Annotated in this window: 12 protein-coding genes; 3 read left to right on the top strand and 9 right to left on the bottom strand. The window is 52.8% G+C overall.

Translation table 11 applies throughout. The features are described 5' to 3' along the window. Positions 1-51: 51 nt before the first annotated feature. A complete protein-coding gene (locus ACYJL1_RS04355) occupies positions 52-450 on the bottom strand; it encodes a fimbrial protein (protein ID WP_460897200.1) in 399 nt (132 codons plus the stop codon). A 90-nt stretch (positions 451-540) separates the two neighbouring features. On the opposite strand from ACYJL1_RS04355, the gene ACYJL1_RS04350 reads away from it, so the two are divergent. Beyond that, the gene (locus tag ACYJL1_RS04350; protein ID WP_460897199.1) at positions 541-1,545 is read left to right on the top strand and encodes an RluA family pseudouridine synthase; all 1,005 of its coding nucleotides are present in this window, start codon (positions 541-543) and stop codon (positions 1,543-1,545) included. Between the two features lie 223 nt (positions 1,546-1,768). Beyond that, positions 1,769-2,680 carry an RNA polymerase sigma factor RpoH gene (gene rpoH, locus ACYJL1_RS04345; RefSeq protein ID WP_460897198.1) on the top strand — a complete coding sequence of 304 codons (912 nt, stop codon included), beginning with the start codon at positions 1,769-1,771 and terminating at the stop codon, positions 2,678-2,680. 72 nt (positions 2,681-2,752) lie between these two features. Here the strand turns inward: rpoH and ACYJL1_RS04340 are convergent, their stop codons facing one another. Both ACYJL1_RS04340 and ACYJL1_RS04335 read right to left on the bottom strand, forming a co-directional pair. Beyond that, a complete protein-coding gene (locus tag ACYJL1_RS04340; protein ID WP_460897197.1) occupies positions 2,753-4,327 on the bottom strand; it encodes a transcriptional regulator in 1,575 nt (524 codons plus the stop codon). A 54-nt stretch (positions 4,328-4,381) separates the two neighbouring features. Next, the gene (locus ACYJL1_RS04335) at positions 4,382-5,674 is read right to left on the bottom strand and encodes an adenylosuccinate synthase (protein ID WP_460897196.1); all 1,293 of its coding nucleotides are present in this window, start codon (positions 5,672-5,674) and stop codon (positions 4,382-4,384) included. A gap of 186 nt (positions 5,675-5,860) precedes the next feature. Between ACYJL1_RS04335 and ACYJL1_RS04330 the strand changes: the two genes are divergently transcribed. Next, entirely contained in the window at positions 5,861-6,772 is a 912-nt protein-coding gene (locus ACYJL1_RS04330; RefSeq protein ID WP_460897195.1) for a DMT family transporter, read from the top strand. Here the strand turns inward: ACYJL1_RS04330 and ACYJL1_RS04325 are convergent. The 6 genes from ACYJL1_RS04325 to ftsH all read right to left on the bottom strand — a co-directional run bounded on the left by ACYJL1_RS04325 (position 6,750) and on the right by ftsH (position 14,729). Continuing rightward, positions 6,750-7,265, bottom strand: a complete 516-nt coding sequence (locus ACYJL1_RS04325) for a GNAT family N-acetyltransferase (protein ID WP_460897194.1) — start codon at positions 7,263-7,265, stop codon at positions 6,750-6,752. The two genes, ACYJL1_RS04330 and ACYJL1_RS04325, sit on opposite strands and share 23 nt — an antisense overlap. 15 nt (positions 7,266-7,280) lie before the next feature. Further along, positions 7,281-8,876 carry a phosphoglycerate dehydrogenase gene (serA, locus tag ACYJL1_RS04320; protein ID WP_460897193.1) on the bottom strand — a complete coding sequence of 532 codons (1,596 nt, stop codon included), beginning with the start codon at positions 8,874-8,876 and terminating at the stop codon, positions 7,281-7,283. A gap of 69 nt (positions 8,877-8,945) precedes the next feature. Then, the gene (locus tag ACYJL1_RS04315; protein WP_460897192.1) at positions 8,946-10,121 is read right to left on the bottom strand and encodes a phosphoserine transaminase; all 1,176 of its coding nucleotides are present in this window, start codon (positions 10,119-10,121) and stop codon (positions 8,946-8,948) included. Between the two features lie 166 nt (positions 10,122-10,287). After that, the gene (locus ACYJL1_RS04310; RefSeq protein WP_460897191.1) at positions 10,288-11,061 is read right to left on the bottom strand and encodes an outer membrane protein; all 774 of its coding nucleotides are present in this window, start codon (positions 11,059-11,061) and stop codon (positions 10,288-10,290) included. Positions 11,062-11,259: 198 nt separating this feature from the next. Next, complete coding sequence (gene glmM / locus ACYJL1_RS04305) at positions 11,260-12,603, bottom strand: phosphoglucosamine mutase (RefSeq protein WP_460897190.1); 1,344 nt, start codon at positions 12,601-12,603, stop codon at positions 11,260-11,262. 194 nt (positions 12,604-12,797) lie between these two features. Further along, positions 12,798-14,729, bottom strand: coding sequence for an ATP-dependent zinc metalloprotease FtsH (ftsH, locus tag ACYJL1_RS04300; protein WP_460897932.1), 1,932 nt, complete (start codon positions 14,727-14,729; stop codon positions 12,798-12,800). Between the last annotated feature and the right edge of the window lie 54 nt (positions 14,730-14,783).

Below are 14,783 nucleotides of genomic sequence, written 5' to 3'. Positions count from 1 at the left end.
CAAGGCAGGTGAAAAGTGCAATGGTCATTTCACGCCATCGCACTCGATTGCCTAATTATCGGCTGCTTCGGCAATGCGGGCGACTACGCGCTTGGTTGCCACATCGTAAATCAGGATTTGCCGCGTACCATTGGCCAGTCTGGTTTCCAGCGAAAGCGTATTGTCAGCAAGGTTATGCGACAATATCCGGGCGCCGGGTTCCAGCGTTATCGACTCGCCTGCCAGTGCCTCCCCAATAGGCTGGCCCGGAGAAATAACACTCGGCGCGATCGCAACATCTGTCACCGGCTGGTTAATCTTGTAGACAATGGCTGCAAGCACCGCCATAAGACCAATGACCATAATGCCGATGGACACAGCCAATAGCCGGATCATCTTGCGGCGAACCCGCTCCATTGCCGGGTCGAGTGGCTGTTCGTCGCCATCCAGGTCTGGATTTATATTTGCCATGCAAGGCATCTCCGAAGTTAAAACGCGCTGCCACATCCTGCTATCAGCGGACGCGGCGCGGTAGGCCTGTGTAACGAAGGGACCAGATTTTTGAAAGCGCTAATTACCGATATCGACGCTACAGGCAAGCGTCTCGACGCTTGGTTGTCCGCTCAACTGGCGCCCGACCTTTCGCGAAATCGTATTCAGGCGCTGATAGTTAGCGGTCAGGTGACTATTGATGGCAAAGTCATCAGTGAGACCAAATACAAGCTTCGCGATGGAATGAGCATCGAGATCATCATTCCGGACGCGGAAGATGCAACGCCGCTCGGTGAAGATATCCCGCTGGACATTCTTTATGAAGATACCGACCTGATCGTCATCAACAAGCCGGCTGGTCTTGTGGTCCATCCCGGCAACGGAAACTGGACCGGCACACTCGTCAATGCGCTGATTCATCATTGCGGCGATACGCTGTCGGGTATTGGCGGCGTGAAACGACCTGGCATTGTTCACCGCCTCGACAAAGAAACCAGCGGCGTCATCGTTGTCGCGAAAAACGATCTTGCACACCGGCATTTGAGCGCGCAGTTCGCCGATCATGGTCGCACCGGAGACCTTGAACGCGCTTATCTGGCGATGGTCTGGGGTACGCCTGACAGAACGACAGGTACGATAGACGCGCATCTTGGCCGCTCACATCGTGATCGGACCAAACAGGCCATCGTTCATGAAGAGCGGGAGGATGCTCGGCATGCTGTCACGCATTTTGAAGTGCTTGAACGCTTTGGCGCTCGCGACGATTCAACTGCGCTTGCATCGCTGATCGAATGCCAGCTTGAGACCGGGAGAACCCATCAGATTCGCGTACATATGACCCATATCGGCCATCCTCTGGTCGGTGATATGGAATATGGCGGTGCGTATAAAACCAAGGCAAATAAGTTTGAGGAGCCACTGCAATCTATTGTCAAAGGTTTCAATCGTCAGGCATTGCATGCACGGCTTTTGGCATTTGAGCACCCTGTAACCGGCGACCTCATGCGCTTTGAAGCCCCGCTCCCGAGTGATATGGCCGAACTGCTTGAGGCGTTCCGGGGATACAGATTATAGGGAACCGTTCGCTCTTTGGCGCGTTTACAAAAAATATATGAACATGACACGATCGTTCACATTTATGTGACGCTTTGTTTCATGACGAAATGCACCGTGTTTTTGACAAAATGATACCTATATATGCATAGCATTAATCTGCTCGCGCCAATGTTTTTGGGCGGGTGGTTGCTGCGAACCTGCCGATAATGGAGGTTCATTTCAAAATGAGGAGGGGTGCTCTGTGGCCCAAAATCTTCCAAGTATTCTAGGCGGTGACGGCGGACTTACCCGTTACCTAGAAGAAATCCGCAAGTTTCCAATGCTTGAACCGCAGGAAGAGTACATGCTCGCCAAGCGGTATCTTGAGCATACTGATGCAAAAGCCGCCCATAAGCTGGTAACCAGCCATCTGCGCCTCGTTGCAAAAATTGCAATGGGTTATCGTGGCTATGGTCTGCCAATTGGCGAAGTCATCTCCGAGGGCAATGTTGGCCTGATGCAGGCAGTCAAACGCTTCGAACCGGAACGCGGCTTCCGACTGGCGACGTACGCCATGTGGTGGATTAAAGCTTCCATTCAGGAATATGTCCTGCGCTCCTGGAGCCTGGTCAAAATGGGAACGACCGCCAATCAAAAACGCCTGTTCTTCAACCTGCGCAAGGTAAAGAGCAAGATTCAGGCGCTGGATGATGGCGATCTGAACCCTGAACAGGTCAAGGAAATCGCAACCCGTCTGAGCGTATCTGAGGATGAGGTGATTTCGATGAATCGTCGCCTTTCCGGCGATGCGTCACTCAATGCGCCAATCCGGTCTTCGGATGGCGAAGCTGGTGGCGACTGGCAGGATTGGCTGGTGGATGATCACGACAGTGCTGAAACCATGCTCATCGAACAGGACGAGCTGGAAAACCGCCGCGAGATGCTCACCGGGGCAATGTCGTCTCTGAATGATCGCGAACGCCGCATTTTCGAAGCTCGTCGACTGTCAGATGATCCTATTACGCTTGAAGATTTGTCGACCGAGTTCGGTATTAGCCGCGAGCGTGTCCGGCAGATCGAAGTTCGCGCTTTCGAGAAAGTTCAGGATGCTGTTAAAGCTGCAGCTACCCGCCAGCAAAAGGCGCTGATTTCCAGTGGCGCTGACACGCACTGACAAGCATATACATTTGAAGAAAAGGCCGCGTGAAGCGGCCTTTTCTATGTGTATAGTAGAGCAAATTTTCCTCTAGCCGCCAACCTTTGTTGCCCACGATTTGAGCACTTCATCAAAGGCACGTTCGCCCGGCAATCCCTTTTCAAGGGTGATAAGAGCCCGGCGACCAGTCTTGTAAGCGATTGGAATATCGATCCAGGACATACGACGCATAAGCGAAGTATTCGTATCGACGGCCGTCTTTGCATCATTCATAGCGATAATGAAAAAATTATCGGCGATCTTGGCTGGAATGGCAACGAGCGGGCTGCCTGGCGCTTCTTCCCTGTCCTTGAACGTCATGCGCGAAACATTATCGATAGAACCACCGGCAAACCCCTCAGGCACCGTGAAAATCATCTCGATCAAATGACTGGCAGGCAAGGTCTTGTCACCATTGCGGCGGATAAGCATGCGCAGCTTGATTGCAAGTTCCGGAATCGTCACTTCAGCGCGAATTGCAGGTTCTGGCGGCAGGTCATTACCGGGAGATTCCTGCACCACGGACCAAACAACACCGCCCTCTTCGCGCCTTTGTGCATCCTGACCGGATCGTTCCTCGTAGAAGAACGCCTTCTGGCCGATTGGCAAAGCTGCCGGAGGTTGGGCCTGACCAGCCTGCTGGTCAGGCGTTTCAGATTGCGCCGTCGGATCAGAGGTAGACGTCGCTACAGACGTACCCTCCCCCACTGATGGAGTGTCATTGGCACGGCCCGGATCTATTTCCTGCCCATCGGGTAACAGCCTCTGGGTGAGTTTTGGTTCACCCTCCGGCTCAGTCGCATTGGGCGTTGCGGTCGGCTGCGCTGGTTTGGCAGGCTGCTGGGGCGCAGCTTGATTGGTTGCAGTCTCAGCCGGCTTCGTGGCTGTTTCGGGCTCACTGGTCACCAGGCTGGCAATGTAATCTTTAGCAGCACTTGCCTGCTTCGAGATATCGTCCCGCCAAGTGTAGCCCGCATAAGCTACCCCTGCGACGACAAGGAGCAAACCAATTATGCTCAAGAGCGGCATAAGAGATCGCTTCGGCTCGCGTTGCTTCAGCGGTCCTCGGGTATAGACCCCATAATCGTTACGCGAATCATCAGTAGCGCCGACGTCAAGTTCTTTATCGTCAATCTCATCGCCCGACAGGTTCGAATGCACCGGTGCGCCTGCTGAAAAATTCTCTTCTTCGAAATCGGCGTTCGGCTTATCCTTGTCATTGCCCAAGAGGAAATCTTCAAGAGCGTCGGGTTGCGATTCAATCGGCGTAAATGCCGGTGACGTGGCTACCGGCTCGCTTTTTGACCACGTGGCTGATGCGTGCTCTGTTTTTGCAATGGTTGGCGGTGCAACCACATTAGGAACAGGTGGGGGCGGGGCAACGGGCAGCGGCTCTGGAACGGTTACTACGTCTTCTGCCACCGGTACAAAACTGGCTTCCACCTCAGCAATGGCATCATCAAGTGCAGCGATCTGACGCTTGGACACGGCTTCAGGCGCATTCAATGTAACAAGTTTTTGCTCGATCGTTGCGCGAGCTTTTGCATATACACGTTGACGGAGCTCGGGATTTGGATCCGCAAGCCCGTCAATTGTCTTTCTCAATACTGCAACGAAATCTGCCATTCACCCAAACCCATGGTTTTGTTGTGAGATTAACCTCAAGTCACCCGGACGACTCTAATCATGAAACGGATCGGTAACAAGTATCGTATCGTCCCGTTCCGGGCTGGTTGACAAAAGTGCGATTGGCGCACCGATCAATTCTTCCACGTAGCGAACATATTTTATTGCCTGTGCAGGCAGTTCACTCCAACTGCGAGCACCCGCAGTGGTATCCTTCCAGCCTTCCAGTGTTTCATAGATTGGCTTGACGCGTGCCTGCTGGCCTTGGCCTGCTGGAAGATAGTCAAGAACCTCGCCATCAAGTTCATAACCAGTACAAACCTTGATCTCGTCGAGACCGTCGAGAACGTCGAGTTTGGTAAGTGCGATACCGGTGATACCATTATTTGCGACAGCCTGACGAACCAGAACCGCGTCGAACCATCCGCAACGCCGCTTGCGCCCTGTGACCACGCCGAATTCATGGCCGCGCTGACCGAGGAATTCGCCTACCTCATTTTGCTGCTCTGTCGGAAATGGCCCCTCACCTACACGAGTGGTGTAGGCCTTTGTGATTCCCAGCACATAATGCAGTGAACCGGGCCCGATGCCCGAACCAGCCGAAGCTTGGCCAGCAACGGTATTGGACGAAGTAACGAATGGATAAGTCCCATGATCAATATCAAGGAGCGTTCCCTGCGCACCTTCAAAAAGTATCCGTTCGCCCGCGCGCTTCTTTTGATCAAGCACGTACCAGACACGGTCCATGAATGGCAGAATATGCGGCGCGGCATCATTCAATTCGGCCAAAAGCTTTGCACCGTCAACTTCTTCAATACCAAGGCCACGGCGCAACGGGTTATGATGAGCCAGCAGGCGTTCGATCTTTGCAGGCAGCGTATCAGGGTCAGCGAGATCAAGGACGTGAATAGCCCGCCGCCCAACCTTATCCTCATAGGCCGGCCCAATGCCCCGTCCCGTTGTGCCGATCTTTGTCCCGGAATTGGATGCCTCACGTTGCCTGTCCAATTCACCATGAATGGAAAGGATCAGTGTTGTATTCTCGGCGATCTTCAGCGTCTCAGGTGTAATTTTAACACCCTGCGATTCAAGACGATTTTTCTCGGCGATGAAAGCATGGGGATCGAAAACGACGCCATTCCCGATAATGGAAAGCTTGCCCGAACGGACAACGCCGGAGGGCAGAAGAGAAAGCTTGTAGGTTACGCCATCGACGACGAGAGTATGACCGGCATTATGGCCACCCTGAAAGCGAACGATGACATCAGCCCGCTCTGAAAGCCAATCGACAATCTTGCCCTTGCCTTCGTCACCCCATTGCGAACCGATTACGACAACGTTTGCCATTCAAAACTCCTTGAGTCGAATCCTAACAACGCATTTTGCTTAAATGCGGTGCTTCTATACAGGTTGGTTTGAAAAAGCGCGACTATTCTTTACGTTTTGTGAGCGACTATTTGGCCTTTTGTGACGAATAAACCTAATGTCGCACTGAACGGTTGTAGCAATTGCGCAAACAGAAAAGCTGATCTCATGCATCGCACCGCCTATATCTATCTTTTAATCACCGCTTTCTTGTGGGGCGGCAATGCAGTTGCTGGGAAATTTGCCGTCGGACATATTTCTCCTATGCTTTTGACCGTGCTGCGCTGGCTTTTTGCTTTCCTGATTGTGGTCATGATTAGCAACCGCCAGTTGCGGCTTGATTGGCCTGTTTTGCGAAAACACTTACCTTTGCTGGCGGCACTGGGGGCTTTCGGGTTTACTTTCTTCAATATGGCTCTCTACAGCGCGCTGAACTACACCTCTGCAATCAACGTCACCATTGAACAGGCAGGCATCCCGATGGTGATCTTTGTTGCCAATCTTCTCTTGTTCGGAACACGTGTTCGCTCTGGCCAAGTGCTGGGCTTTAGCCTTTCACTCGTCGGTGTTGCGTTGACGGCTGGTCATGGCGACCTTGCAAGCTTATCAGGATTGGAGGTCAATCTGGGGGATGCCCTGATGTTGATCGCCATCCTTGTTTATAGCGGTTATACAGTGGCGCTACGTTTTCGCCCGGAACTAAACTGGCAAAGCCTGATGGCTGCAATGACCTTTTTTGCCTTCCTGACAGCAATTCCATTTGCAATCTGGGAATGGAGGACGGGGGCAGCTAGGGTTCCGGATATGACGGGCTGGATTGTGGTGATTTATACAGCTGTGCTGCCTTCCATCGTCGCACAGGTGCTTTTCATCAAGGGTGTCGAGTATATTGGTGCCAATCGCGCCGGTCTTTTTATAAATGCCGTGCCAATATTTGGCACGTTTCTGGCAGTATTCCTTCTCAGCGAAACATTCCAGCTATATCATGCGGTGGCTCTCATACTCGTTCTTGGCGGCATATGGATAGCGGAGCTTAGTGGCCGCAAACATGCGGGCGTCAGCGCAGACGCCGCATCATGAAACGCGCATCATCCGAGTAGGTCCGGAGCTTTTCTTCCAACTCAGGTCGATCATTTGGCTCGAAACCCTGCTTCTTCCAGAAACCGGTCGAGCCATTCACCGCAACAAGTGACATTGTTGATAAGCCTGACCCTTGGGCGTGATCCGCGAGAATGGATACGATCTCACGCGCGGCGCCGGTGCCTCGGGATTCAGGCATCAAAGCTATGTCGTGGAGATAATAAGTCATGGGATTGTTGGGTAATTGATCCAGCAGGCTGTTGAGCGCTGGCATTGTGTAGAGAAGCCATGGATGGGTGATTGCATAGCCGATCAAGCTCCCTTCACGATCCTGCAGGACATGACATCCATCTGGATAAAGCCGGAGACGCTCCTGATAAACAGCATCCGCCTCGAAGAAATCCGTATGGATAATATTTGCCATGGCGCTGACGGCGGCGAGATCACTCGCTTCCATCGGACGCCATCGCAATATTTGTAAACCAGCTACCATAAGTGGCTTCTACAATCAGGAAACGTCGAACTCCAGCGGCTTAGCCGAAACAATCGCTTTATTATCAATCAGCTCTTGCAAAACTGCATCTGGAATTCGTTCGTCAAGATAAAGCAAAGCGATCGCATTGCCGCCCGGATGATCACGACCAAGCGAAAAGTTCGCGATGTTGACTGCGTTCCTGCCGCAAATGGTTCCCAGCGTACCGATCATACCAGGCGTGTCATTGTTGGTTGTATAGAGCATGTGTTGACCAACTTCCGCGTCAAGGTTGATTCCCTTGATCTGGATAAACCTGGGCTTGCCGTCGGAGAAACAGGTTCCGGCAATCGAGCGTGTCAGCGAAGCGGTTTTAACCGTGAGCTTTATATAGCCATCGAAGACACCGGACTTGTCGCGGCGCACTTCAGACAACACAATGCCGCGCTCTTTCACCATAATCGGTGCCGAAACCATGTTCACATCGGCGACCTGTGGGCGAATCAAGCCCGCCAGAGCCGCGCTGATGAGCGCACGCGTGTTCATTGCAGCTGTTGAGCCATCGAAAAGAACTTCCACTTCTTCGATAGGCTCCTCTGTAACCTGGCCAACAAACGCGCCCAATACTTCCGCCAGTTTGACAAATGGCTTGAGTCGAGGTGCTTCTTCGGCAGTAATCGAAGGCATGTTTATCGCGTTCGATACTGCGCCCTTGACCAGATAGTCCGACATCTGTTCGGCAACCTGCAAAGCGACATTCTCCTGCGCTTCACTGGTGGATGCACCAAGATGCGGCGTGCAAACAACATTGGGAAGGTGGAATAGTTCATTTTCATTGGCGGGCTCGACTTCGAAAACGTCGATACCGGCACCGGCAACCTTGCCGGACTTCAATGCCGCAACAAGATCCTTCTCGACGATCAAGCCGCCACGCGCGCAATTGATAATGCGAACGCCATCTTTCATCTTGGCAATAGCATCGGCATTGATAATGCCGCGAGTCTTGTCTGTCATCGGCGTGTGCAGGCTGATGAAATCTGCACGAGCCAGAAGCTCATCCAACTCAACTTTCTCGACACCCAGTTCCTCGGCGCGGCCTTCCGAAAGAAACGGATCGAACGCCACGACATGCATTTTCAGACCAACGCCACGGGTGGCAACAATCGAACCGATATTACCGCAGCCAATAACACCAAGGGTCTTTCCGGTAATCTCGGTACCCATGAAGCGGTTCTTTTCCCACTTGCCCGCCCGTGTCGATGCATCGGCTTCCGGCAATTCGCGAGCAACAGCGAACATCAGCGCGACGGCATGTTCAGCTGTTGTAATCGAGTTACCGAACGGCGTATTCATGACGATGATACCGCGGCGCGATGCCGCCGGAATGTCCACATTGTCGACACCAATACCAGCGCGTCCAATGACCTTAAGGTTTGTTGCGGCAGCGATAAGCTTCTCCGTAACCTTTGTCGCGGAGCGAATGGCAAGTCCGTCATACTGGGCAATGACTTCAAGTAACTTGTCTTTGTCCTTGCCAAGATCAGGGAGGTAATCGACTTCGACGCCGCGATCCTTGAATATTTGCACGGCAGTTGGAGAAAGCTTGTCGGATACGAGTACGCGTGGTGCCATGATGGCCTCCATCTTAAAATCAATGATTGAATGAGAATGGCCGCATGGTCGCGGCCACCACTGAATGAATCAGGCTGCCTGCTTCAATGCGGCTTTTTGTGTCTGAAAGGCCCAATCGAGCCACAATGTCAAAGCTTGGAGATCCGAAGCTTCCACCGTCGCACCGGCCCATATGCGAAGACCGGAAGGCGCATCGCGATAAGCTCCAATATCGAAGGCAACGCCCTCTTTTTCCAGCGCAGTTACTAGATTTTTGGCAAAGGCTGCCTGAGCATCTGGGCCAAGAGCTGTAATCTCGGGATCGACAATCGTCAGGCAAACTGAAGTGTTGGAGCGTGTCGACGGAACAACGGCAAGATTGCCGAGCCAAGGCGACTTTTCAACGAAGGCATCAAGCACGGCAAAATTGGCGTCGGCGCGGGCAACCAGGCCATCAATCCCACCTATGGACTTTGCCCAGTTCAGCGCGTCGAGATAGTCCTCAACGCAGAGCATAGAAGGTGTATTGATCGTTTCGCCGACAAAAATTCCTTCGATCAGCTTGCCGCCAGATGTGAGACGGAAAATCTTTGGCAGAGGCCATCCTGGCTTGTAGGTTTCAAGACGCTCTACCGCACGGGGGCTCAAAATAAGCATGCCGTGTGCGCCCTCGCCGCCGAGCACTTTTTGCCACGAAAACGTCACGACATCGAGCTTGTCAAAGTCCAGACGCTGCGCAAAGGCAGCCGATGTTGCGTCACAAATTGTCAGGCCCTTGCGGTCGGCGGGAATGAAATCGCCATTTGGCACACGCACGCCGGAGGTCGTACCGTTCCAGGTGAAGACCACATCGCGATCAAAATCCACCTTAGAAAGATCGGGCAATTCGCCGTAACCTGCCTCGATAAGGCGGGTATCGGCGAGCTTCAACTGCTTCACAACATCTGTGACCCAGCCAGCACCAAAACTTTCCCAAGTTACCATGTCAACACCGCGCTCACCGAGCAGCGACCAAAGCGCCATCTCAACGGCACCGGTATCAGAAGCAGGAACGATGCCGATACGGTAGTCAGCAGGCACCTGCAGAATTTCGCGGGTAAGATCGATCGCCTGTTTCAGCTTGGTCTTGCCGACCTTCGCACGATGCGAGCGGCCAAGCGGCGCGCCAGCAAGCGCTTGTAGCGACCAGCCGGGACGTTTGGCACAGGGACCTGATGAAAAATTAGGGTTAGCCGGGCGCTGCACCGGCTTGGAAAGCGTCGTCATGTTTTCTCCTATCCTCTCAGATAGCTCGCCTCTCGTTGGGGAGAGGTGGCCCGCTGCGGGAATTAGGAGAAATGTCGCGTGCAGTCAAGAAATATGTTTGCGTGCGACACAAAAAGCCAAAGCGGCGAAACCAATGGCTCGCCGCTTTATTAGTTTCATCAGCGTATCAGAATGCGTAACGCACGCCGAGCTTGAAGTCATGCGAGGTAATATCCTTGAACTTCACGGACTCATTACGATGGGAACCGTTATCATTGTAGAACGTCCCTGTCTTGGCATCGCCAAGATCGACATAGCTGTAACCAAGGTCAATTGTCATACGATCCGTCGCCTTGATACCAACACCGGCATGCAGAGCCCAGGCAAGGTTCCATTCCGATTCGCTGCCAGCATAACCACCGCCACCAGTCACGTTATTTACATCTCTGAATCCGGAGATTGTGTTGCGCGATGCGCCGATACCGGCACCGAGATAGGGAGTTATACCCGCATAGGTTCCAAGATCCGCATAGGCGTTAGCCAGAAACAGCCATTCCGACTTCTTGGCACGGTAATCGTTCGTACCATTATCACCGCCGCCAGGAATACCATCTGTATCGTAATAATCCTGCGCATCGAACCTGGTTTTCCCACGATACTGCGCAGTCACATCCGCACGAAGCCAATCATTGAACTGATACCCGACGCCGAGCTGGCCAGTCATCCCGGCGTCAAACTCGCCATCATTGTTCCAACCGAAATCCTCAGGGCCAGAAAAAGCTGAGTAGCTAAGGCCTTTCAATCGCTGGTTGCTCATACCGAGATCGCCGCGCAGATACCAGCCACCGAATTGCTGTACCTCGACGACTGGCACTTCCTGAATGTCCGCGGCATGGGCCGGAGCGGCCCCCAGGCAAAAAAGTGCTGCGCTCAATGCAGCATATTTGTTAAAGGCGCTCATTTCCGTTTCCCTCATAGGCCAAAATTCATCGCAGCGGATGCCACCAGTAGTTGTGATCCCGAATATGAGCGGAAAAAGTTAAATCGCGCTTAACCGTGTTTGTTCACCATACTTATTAACGCTAACGAATGCTTACCTTCAGAGCAGACAATAAAAAAGGCCCGCAAAGGGGCCTTTTCAAGGTCGCTAAATCCGCATTCATGCAGCTGATGAAATGACCGAAATGATGTCGTTGACGACAGATTCTACCAGCTTCCGGTCGTCACCTTCCGCCATGACGCGGATTAATGGTTCTGTTCCGGAGGGCCGGATAACGAGACGACCCGATGTGCCCAAGCGTCCGCGTGCATCGTCGATCGCACTTTTCACCTGCTTGTTCTCAAGCGGCTTTGTGCCTGTTGTGCGAACATTCTTGAGAAGTTGCGGAACAGGATCAAACTTGCGGCAAACTTCGCTGACAGGTTTTTGCAATTGTTGAACGACTGCAAGGATTTGCAAAGCCGATACTAGGCCATCCCCCGTCGTCGAAAAATCTGACAAAACGATATGTCCCGATTGCTCGCCGCCAATATTGAAACCATGGTTTCGCATATGTTCGACGACGTAACGGTCACCGACCTGAGTGCGCGCCAGCGTCAGACCCCGATCGCCGAGAAACCGCTCAAAGCCGAGATTGGACATGATGGTGGCAACAACGCCTCCACCGACGAGGCGATCCGATTCCTGCCACGATTGAGCAATCACCGCCATCAGTTGATCACCATCAATGATCGCACCGTTCTCATCGACAATAAGCACGCGGTCGGCGTCGCCATCCAGCGCGATACCTATGTCGGCACGAACTTCGTGCACCTTTTTGATAAGGCCCAAAGGATGGGTCGAACCGCACTCTTCATTAATATTTGTGCCGTTGGGCTCGTTGTTAATAGTAACAACCTCGGCGCCCAGCTCCCATAATGCAGCCGGCGCCACCTTATATGCTGCGCCATTGGCACAATCGACGACAATGCGCAAACCTGACAGAGAGATATTCTTCGGCATGGTGCGTTTGGCAAATTCAATATAGCGATAAATGTCACCATCCACACGCTTGGCACGGCCAAGCGCTTCCGAAGCCGATAGACGATCTGCAAGATTCTCGTCCATCAATCGTTCAATTTCGAGCTCGATTGTATCTGAAAGCTTGAACCCGTCTGGCCCGAACAGTTTAATACCATTGTCCTGAAACGGATTATGTGAAGCCGATATCATGACGCCGATGTCAGCGCGCAATGATCGACACAGCATCGCCACTGCAGGCGTGGGAATTGGACCGAGAAGAAAAACATCCATTCCGGTTGAAGTGAAGCCAGCCACCAAAGCATTCTCGATCATATAGCCGGAAAGTCTGGTGTCTTTGCCAATCACCACGCGATTGCGATGTTCACCGCGCTTAAAGGCAAGTCCGACGGCCATGCCAACTTTCATGGCGATATCGGGAGTCATGGGGTAGGCATTTGCCTGTCCGCGAATGCCATCGGTGCCAAAATACTTACGAGCCATGTACGTTATCCAGTTGTTGCGATATGTAGGCCCGGAGCGGCTACATAATATGCTTGAGTTGGTCTTGCTTATTGCAGAAGAACATCTCTTTCGCAGTTCACAAATTATGTGACGATTATACTAAATTCCAAAGCATGAACAATTCGTGCAAAAGCGGCCGGTTTTCACCAGCCGCTTTTTTCATTTTGCTACAATTACGACTGCGGTTGAGGTTCAAGGCCCTTGTCGGGTTCATCCCCCTTGCGCGGTTTCTTGGCTCCGGCCTTTGGCACAGCCGATCCACGCGAAGGGGGCGTATCATCCCCAAGGTCGCGGGCAGGCTTGTTACCAGCCATCAATGCCTTGATCTCTTCGCCGGTCAGAGTTTCGTATTCCAGAAGACCTTCCGCAATCGCAATCCATTCCTTCTTCTTTTTGGTCAGAATGGCACGAGCGGCGCTATAGGCATCATCAATCAGCTTGCGCACTTCCGCATCGATCAGCTGTGCTGTTTCTTCAGAAACATTCTGCGTACGGGCAACCGAATGGCCAAGGAATACTTCTTCCTGATTCTCGCCATAAGCCACCTGCCCGAGCTTGTCGGAGAAACCCCAACGCGTAACCATTGCGCGGGCAAGCTTCGTTGCCTGTTCGATATCAGATGAGGCACCGGAGGTGATGTTTTCCTTGCCGAACTTAAGTTCCTCGGCAATGCGTCCGCCCATCATGATTGCGAGACGGGAAATCATCCATTTGTAACTCATGGAATAGCGATCCGCTTCCGGCAACTGCATGACCATTCCCAGTGCGCGACCGCGTGGAATGATCGTCGCCTTATGCAAAGGATCTGCCAGCGCCACGTTCAGCGCCACGATAGCGTGACCTGCTTCGTGATAGGCCGTCAGTTCTTTCTCTGCCTGCGTCATCGCCGTTGAGCGACGCTCGGCACCCATCATGATCTTGTCTTTGGCGTCTTCAAACTCCTGCATTGTCACAAGGCGTTTGTTACGCCGAGCCGCCATAAGAGCACCTTCATTGACAAGGTTCATCAGGTCGGCACCGGAAAAGCCCGGTGTACCGCGTGCCAACACTTTAAGATCAACGTTTGGCGCCAAAGGCACGTTGCGAACGTGAACCTTGAGAATTTTCTCACGACCGGCAACATCCGGATTTGGAACAACGACCTGACGGTCGAAGCGGCCCGGACGCAACAATGCGGGATCAAGCACATCCGGACGGTTGGTTGCTGCGATCAGGATAACGCCTTCATTCGCCTCAAAACCATCCATCTCCACCAGCAACTGGTTCAATGTCTGTTCGCGTTCATCATTGCCGCCACCAAGACCGGCACCGCGATGACGACCGACAGCATCGATTTCGTCAATAAAGATAATGCAAGGAGCGTTCTTCTTGGCCTGTTCAAACATGTCGCGAACGCGGGAAGCACCCACACCGACAAACATTTCCACGAAGTCCGACCCGGAAATGGTGAAAAAGGGCACATTTGCTTCGCCAGCAATAGCGCGTGCAAGCAAGGTTTTACCAGTGCCGGGAGGGCCGACGAGCAGAACACCGCGCGGGATACGTCCACCCAAGCGCTGGAATTTTTGTGCGTCACGCAGGAATTCAACGATTTCCTCAAGATCTTCCTTGGCTTCATCCACACCAGCAACATCCTGGAAGGTAACCCTTCCATGCGCTTCGGTCAGAAGCTTCGCCTTGGATTTCCCGAAACCCATGGCGCCACGCGAACCACCCTGCATCTGGCGCATGAAGAAAATCCACACTCCGAGAATGAGGATCATAGGCAGCCAGGAAATCAGCATACCAACGAGTGAAGTCGACCCATCGGATTCAGGGCGGGCAGCGATCTGAACATTTTTGCTTTCCAAACGTCCGACCAGCCCCGGATCGCCGGGTGAATAGGTCTGAAAGTTGGAATTATTGTCCGTATACGTACCAGTGATGCGATCACCGGTGATGGTCACCGACTTCACGCGTCCGCTATTAACATCGGTGATAAATTGCGAATACGGCACATCACTCGACGCTGAACGCGACGTAGGGCTTTGGAAAAGATTGAACAACGCAATCAGTAGTAGAGCTATTATCGCCCACAGCGCGAAGTTCCGGTAGTTAGGATTCATGTCAGGTCCCATCAATTGCACCCGCAAACGCGGAATTTGCATGTAACATAGGTT

The sequence above is a fragment of the Phyllobacterium sp. K27 genome (genome assembly GCF_054796155.1).
Note: the sequence above shows the minus strand (reverse complement) of the source record. Positions and strands in the feature narration are given on the sequence as shown.

Excerpts from the sequence above, each read along its gene's own strand:
- ACYJL1_RS04325 (WP_460897194.1), bottom strand. The coding sequence starts at position 7,265 with ATGGTAGCTGGTTTACAAATATTGCGATGGCGTCCGATGGAAGCGAGT.
- ftsH (WP_460897932.1), bottom strand. The coding sequence starts at position 14,729 with ATGAATCCTAACTACCGGAACTTCGCGCTGTGGGCGATAATAGCTCTA.
- ACYJL1_RS04310 (WP_460897191.1), bottom strand. The coding sequence starts at position 11,061 with ATGAGCGCCTTTAACAAATATGCTGCATTGAGCGCAGCACTTTTTTGC.
- ACYJL1_RS04335 (WP_460897196.1), bottom strand. The coding sequence starts at position 5,674 with ATGGCAAACGTTGTCGTAATCGGTTCGCAATGGGGTGACGAAGGCAAG.
- serA (WP_460897193.1), bottom strand. The coding sequence starts at position 8,876 with ATGGCACCACGCGTACTCGTATCCGACAAGCTTTCTCCAACTGCCGTG.
- ACYJL1_RS04355 (WP_460897200.1), bottom strand. The coding sequence starts at position 450 with ATGGCAAATATAAATCCAGACCTGGATGGCGACGAACAGCCACTCGAC.
- ACYJL1_RS04340 (WP_460897197.1), bottom strand. The coding sequence starts at position 4,327 with ATGGCAGATTTCGTTGCAGTATTGAGAAAGACAATTGACGGGCTTGCG.
- glmM (WP_460897190.1), bottom strand. The coding sequence starts at position 12,603 with ATGGCTCGTAAGTATTTTGGCACCGATGGCATTCGCGGACAGGCAAAT.
- ACYJL1_RS04315 (WP_460897192.1), bottom strand. The coding sequence starts at position 10,121 with ATGACGACGCTTTCCAAGCCGGTGCAGCGCCCGGCTAACCCTAATTTT.
- ACYJL1_RS04330 (WP_460897195.1), top strand. The coding sequence starts at position 5,861 with ATGCATCGCACCGCCTATATCTATCTTTTAATCACCGCTTTCTTGTGG.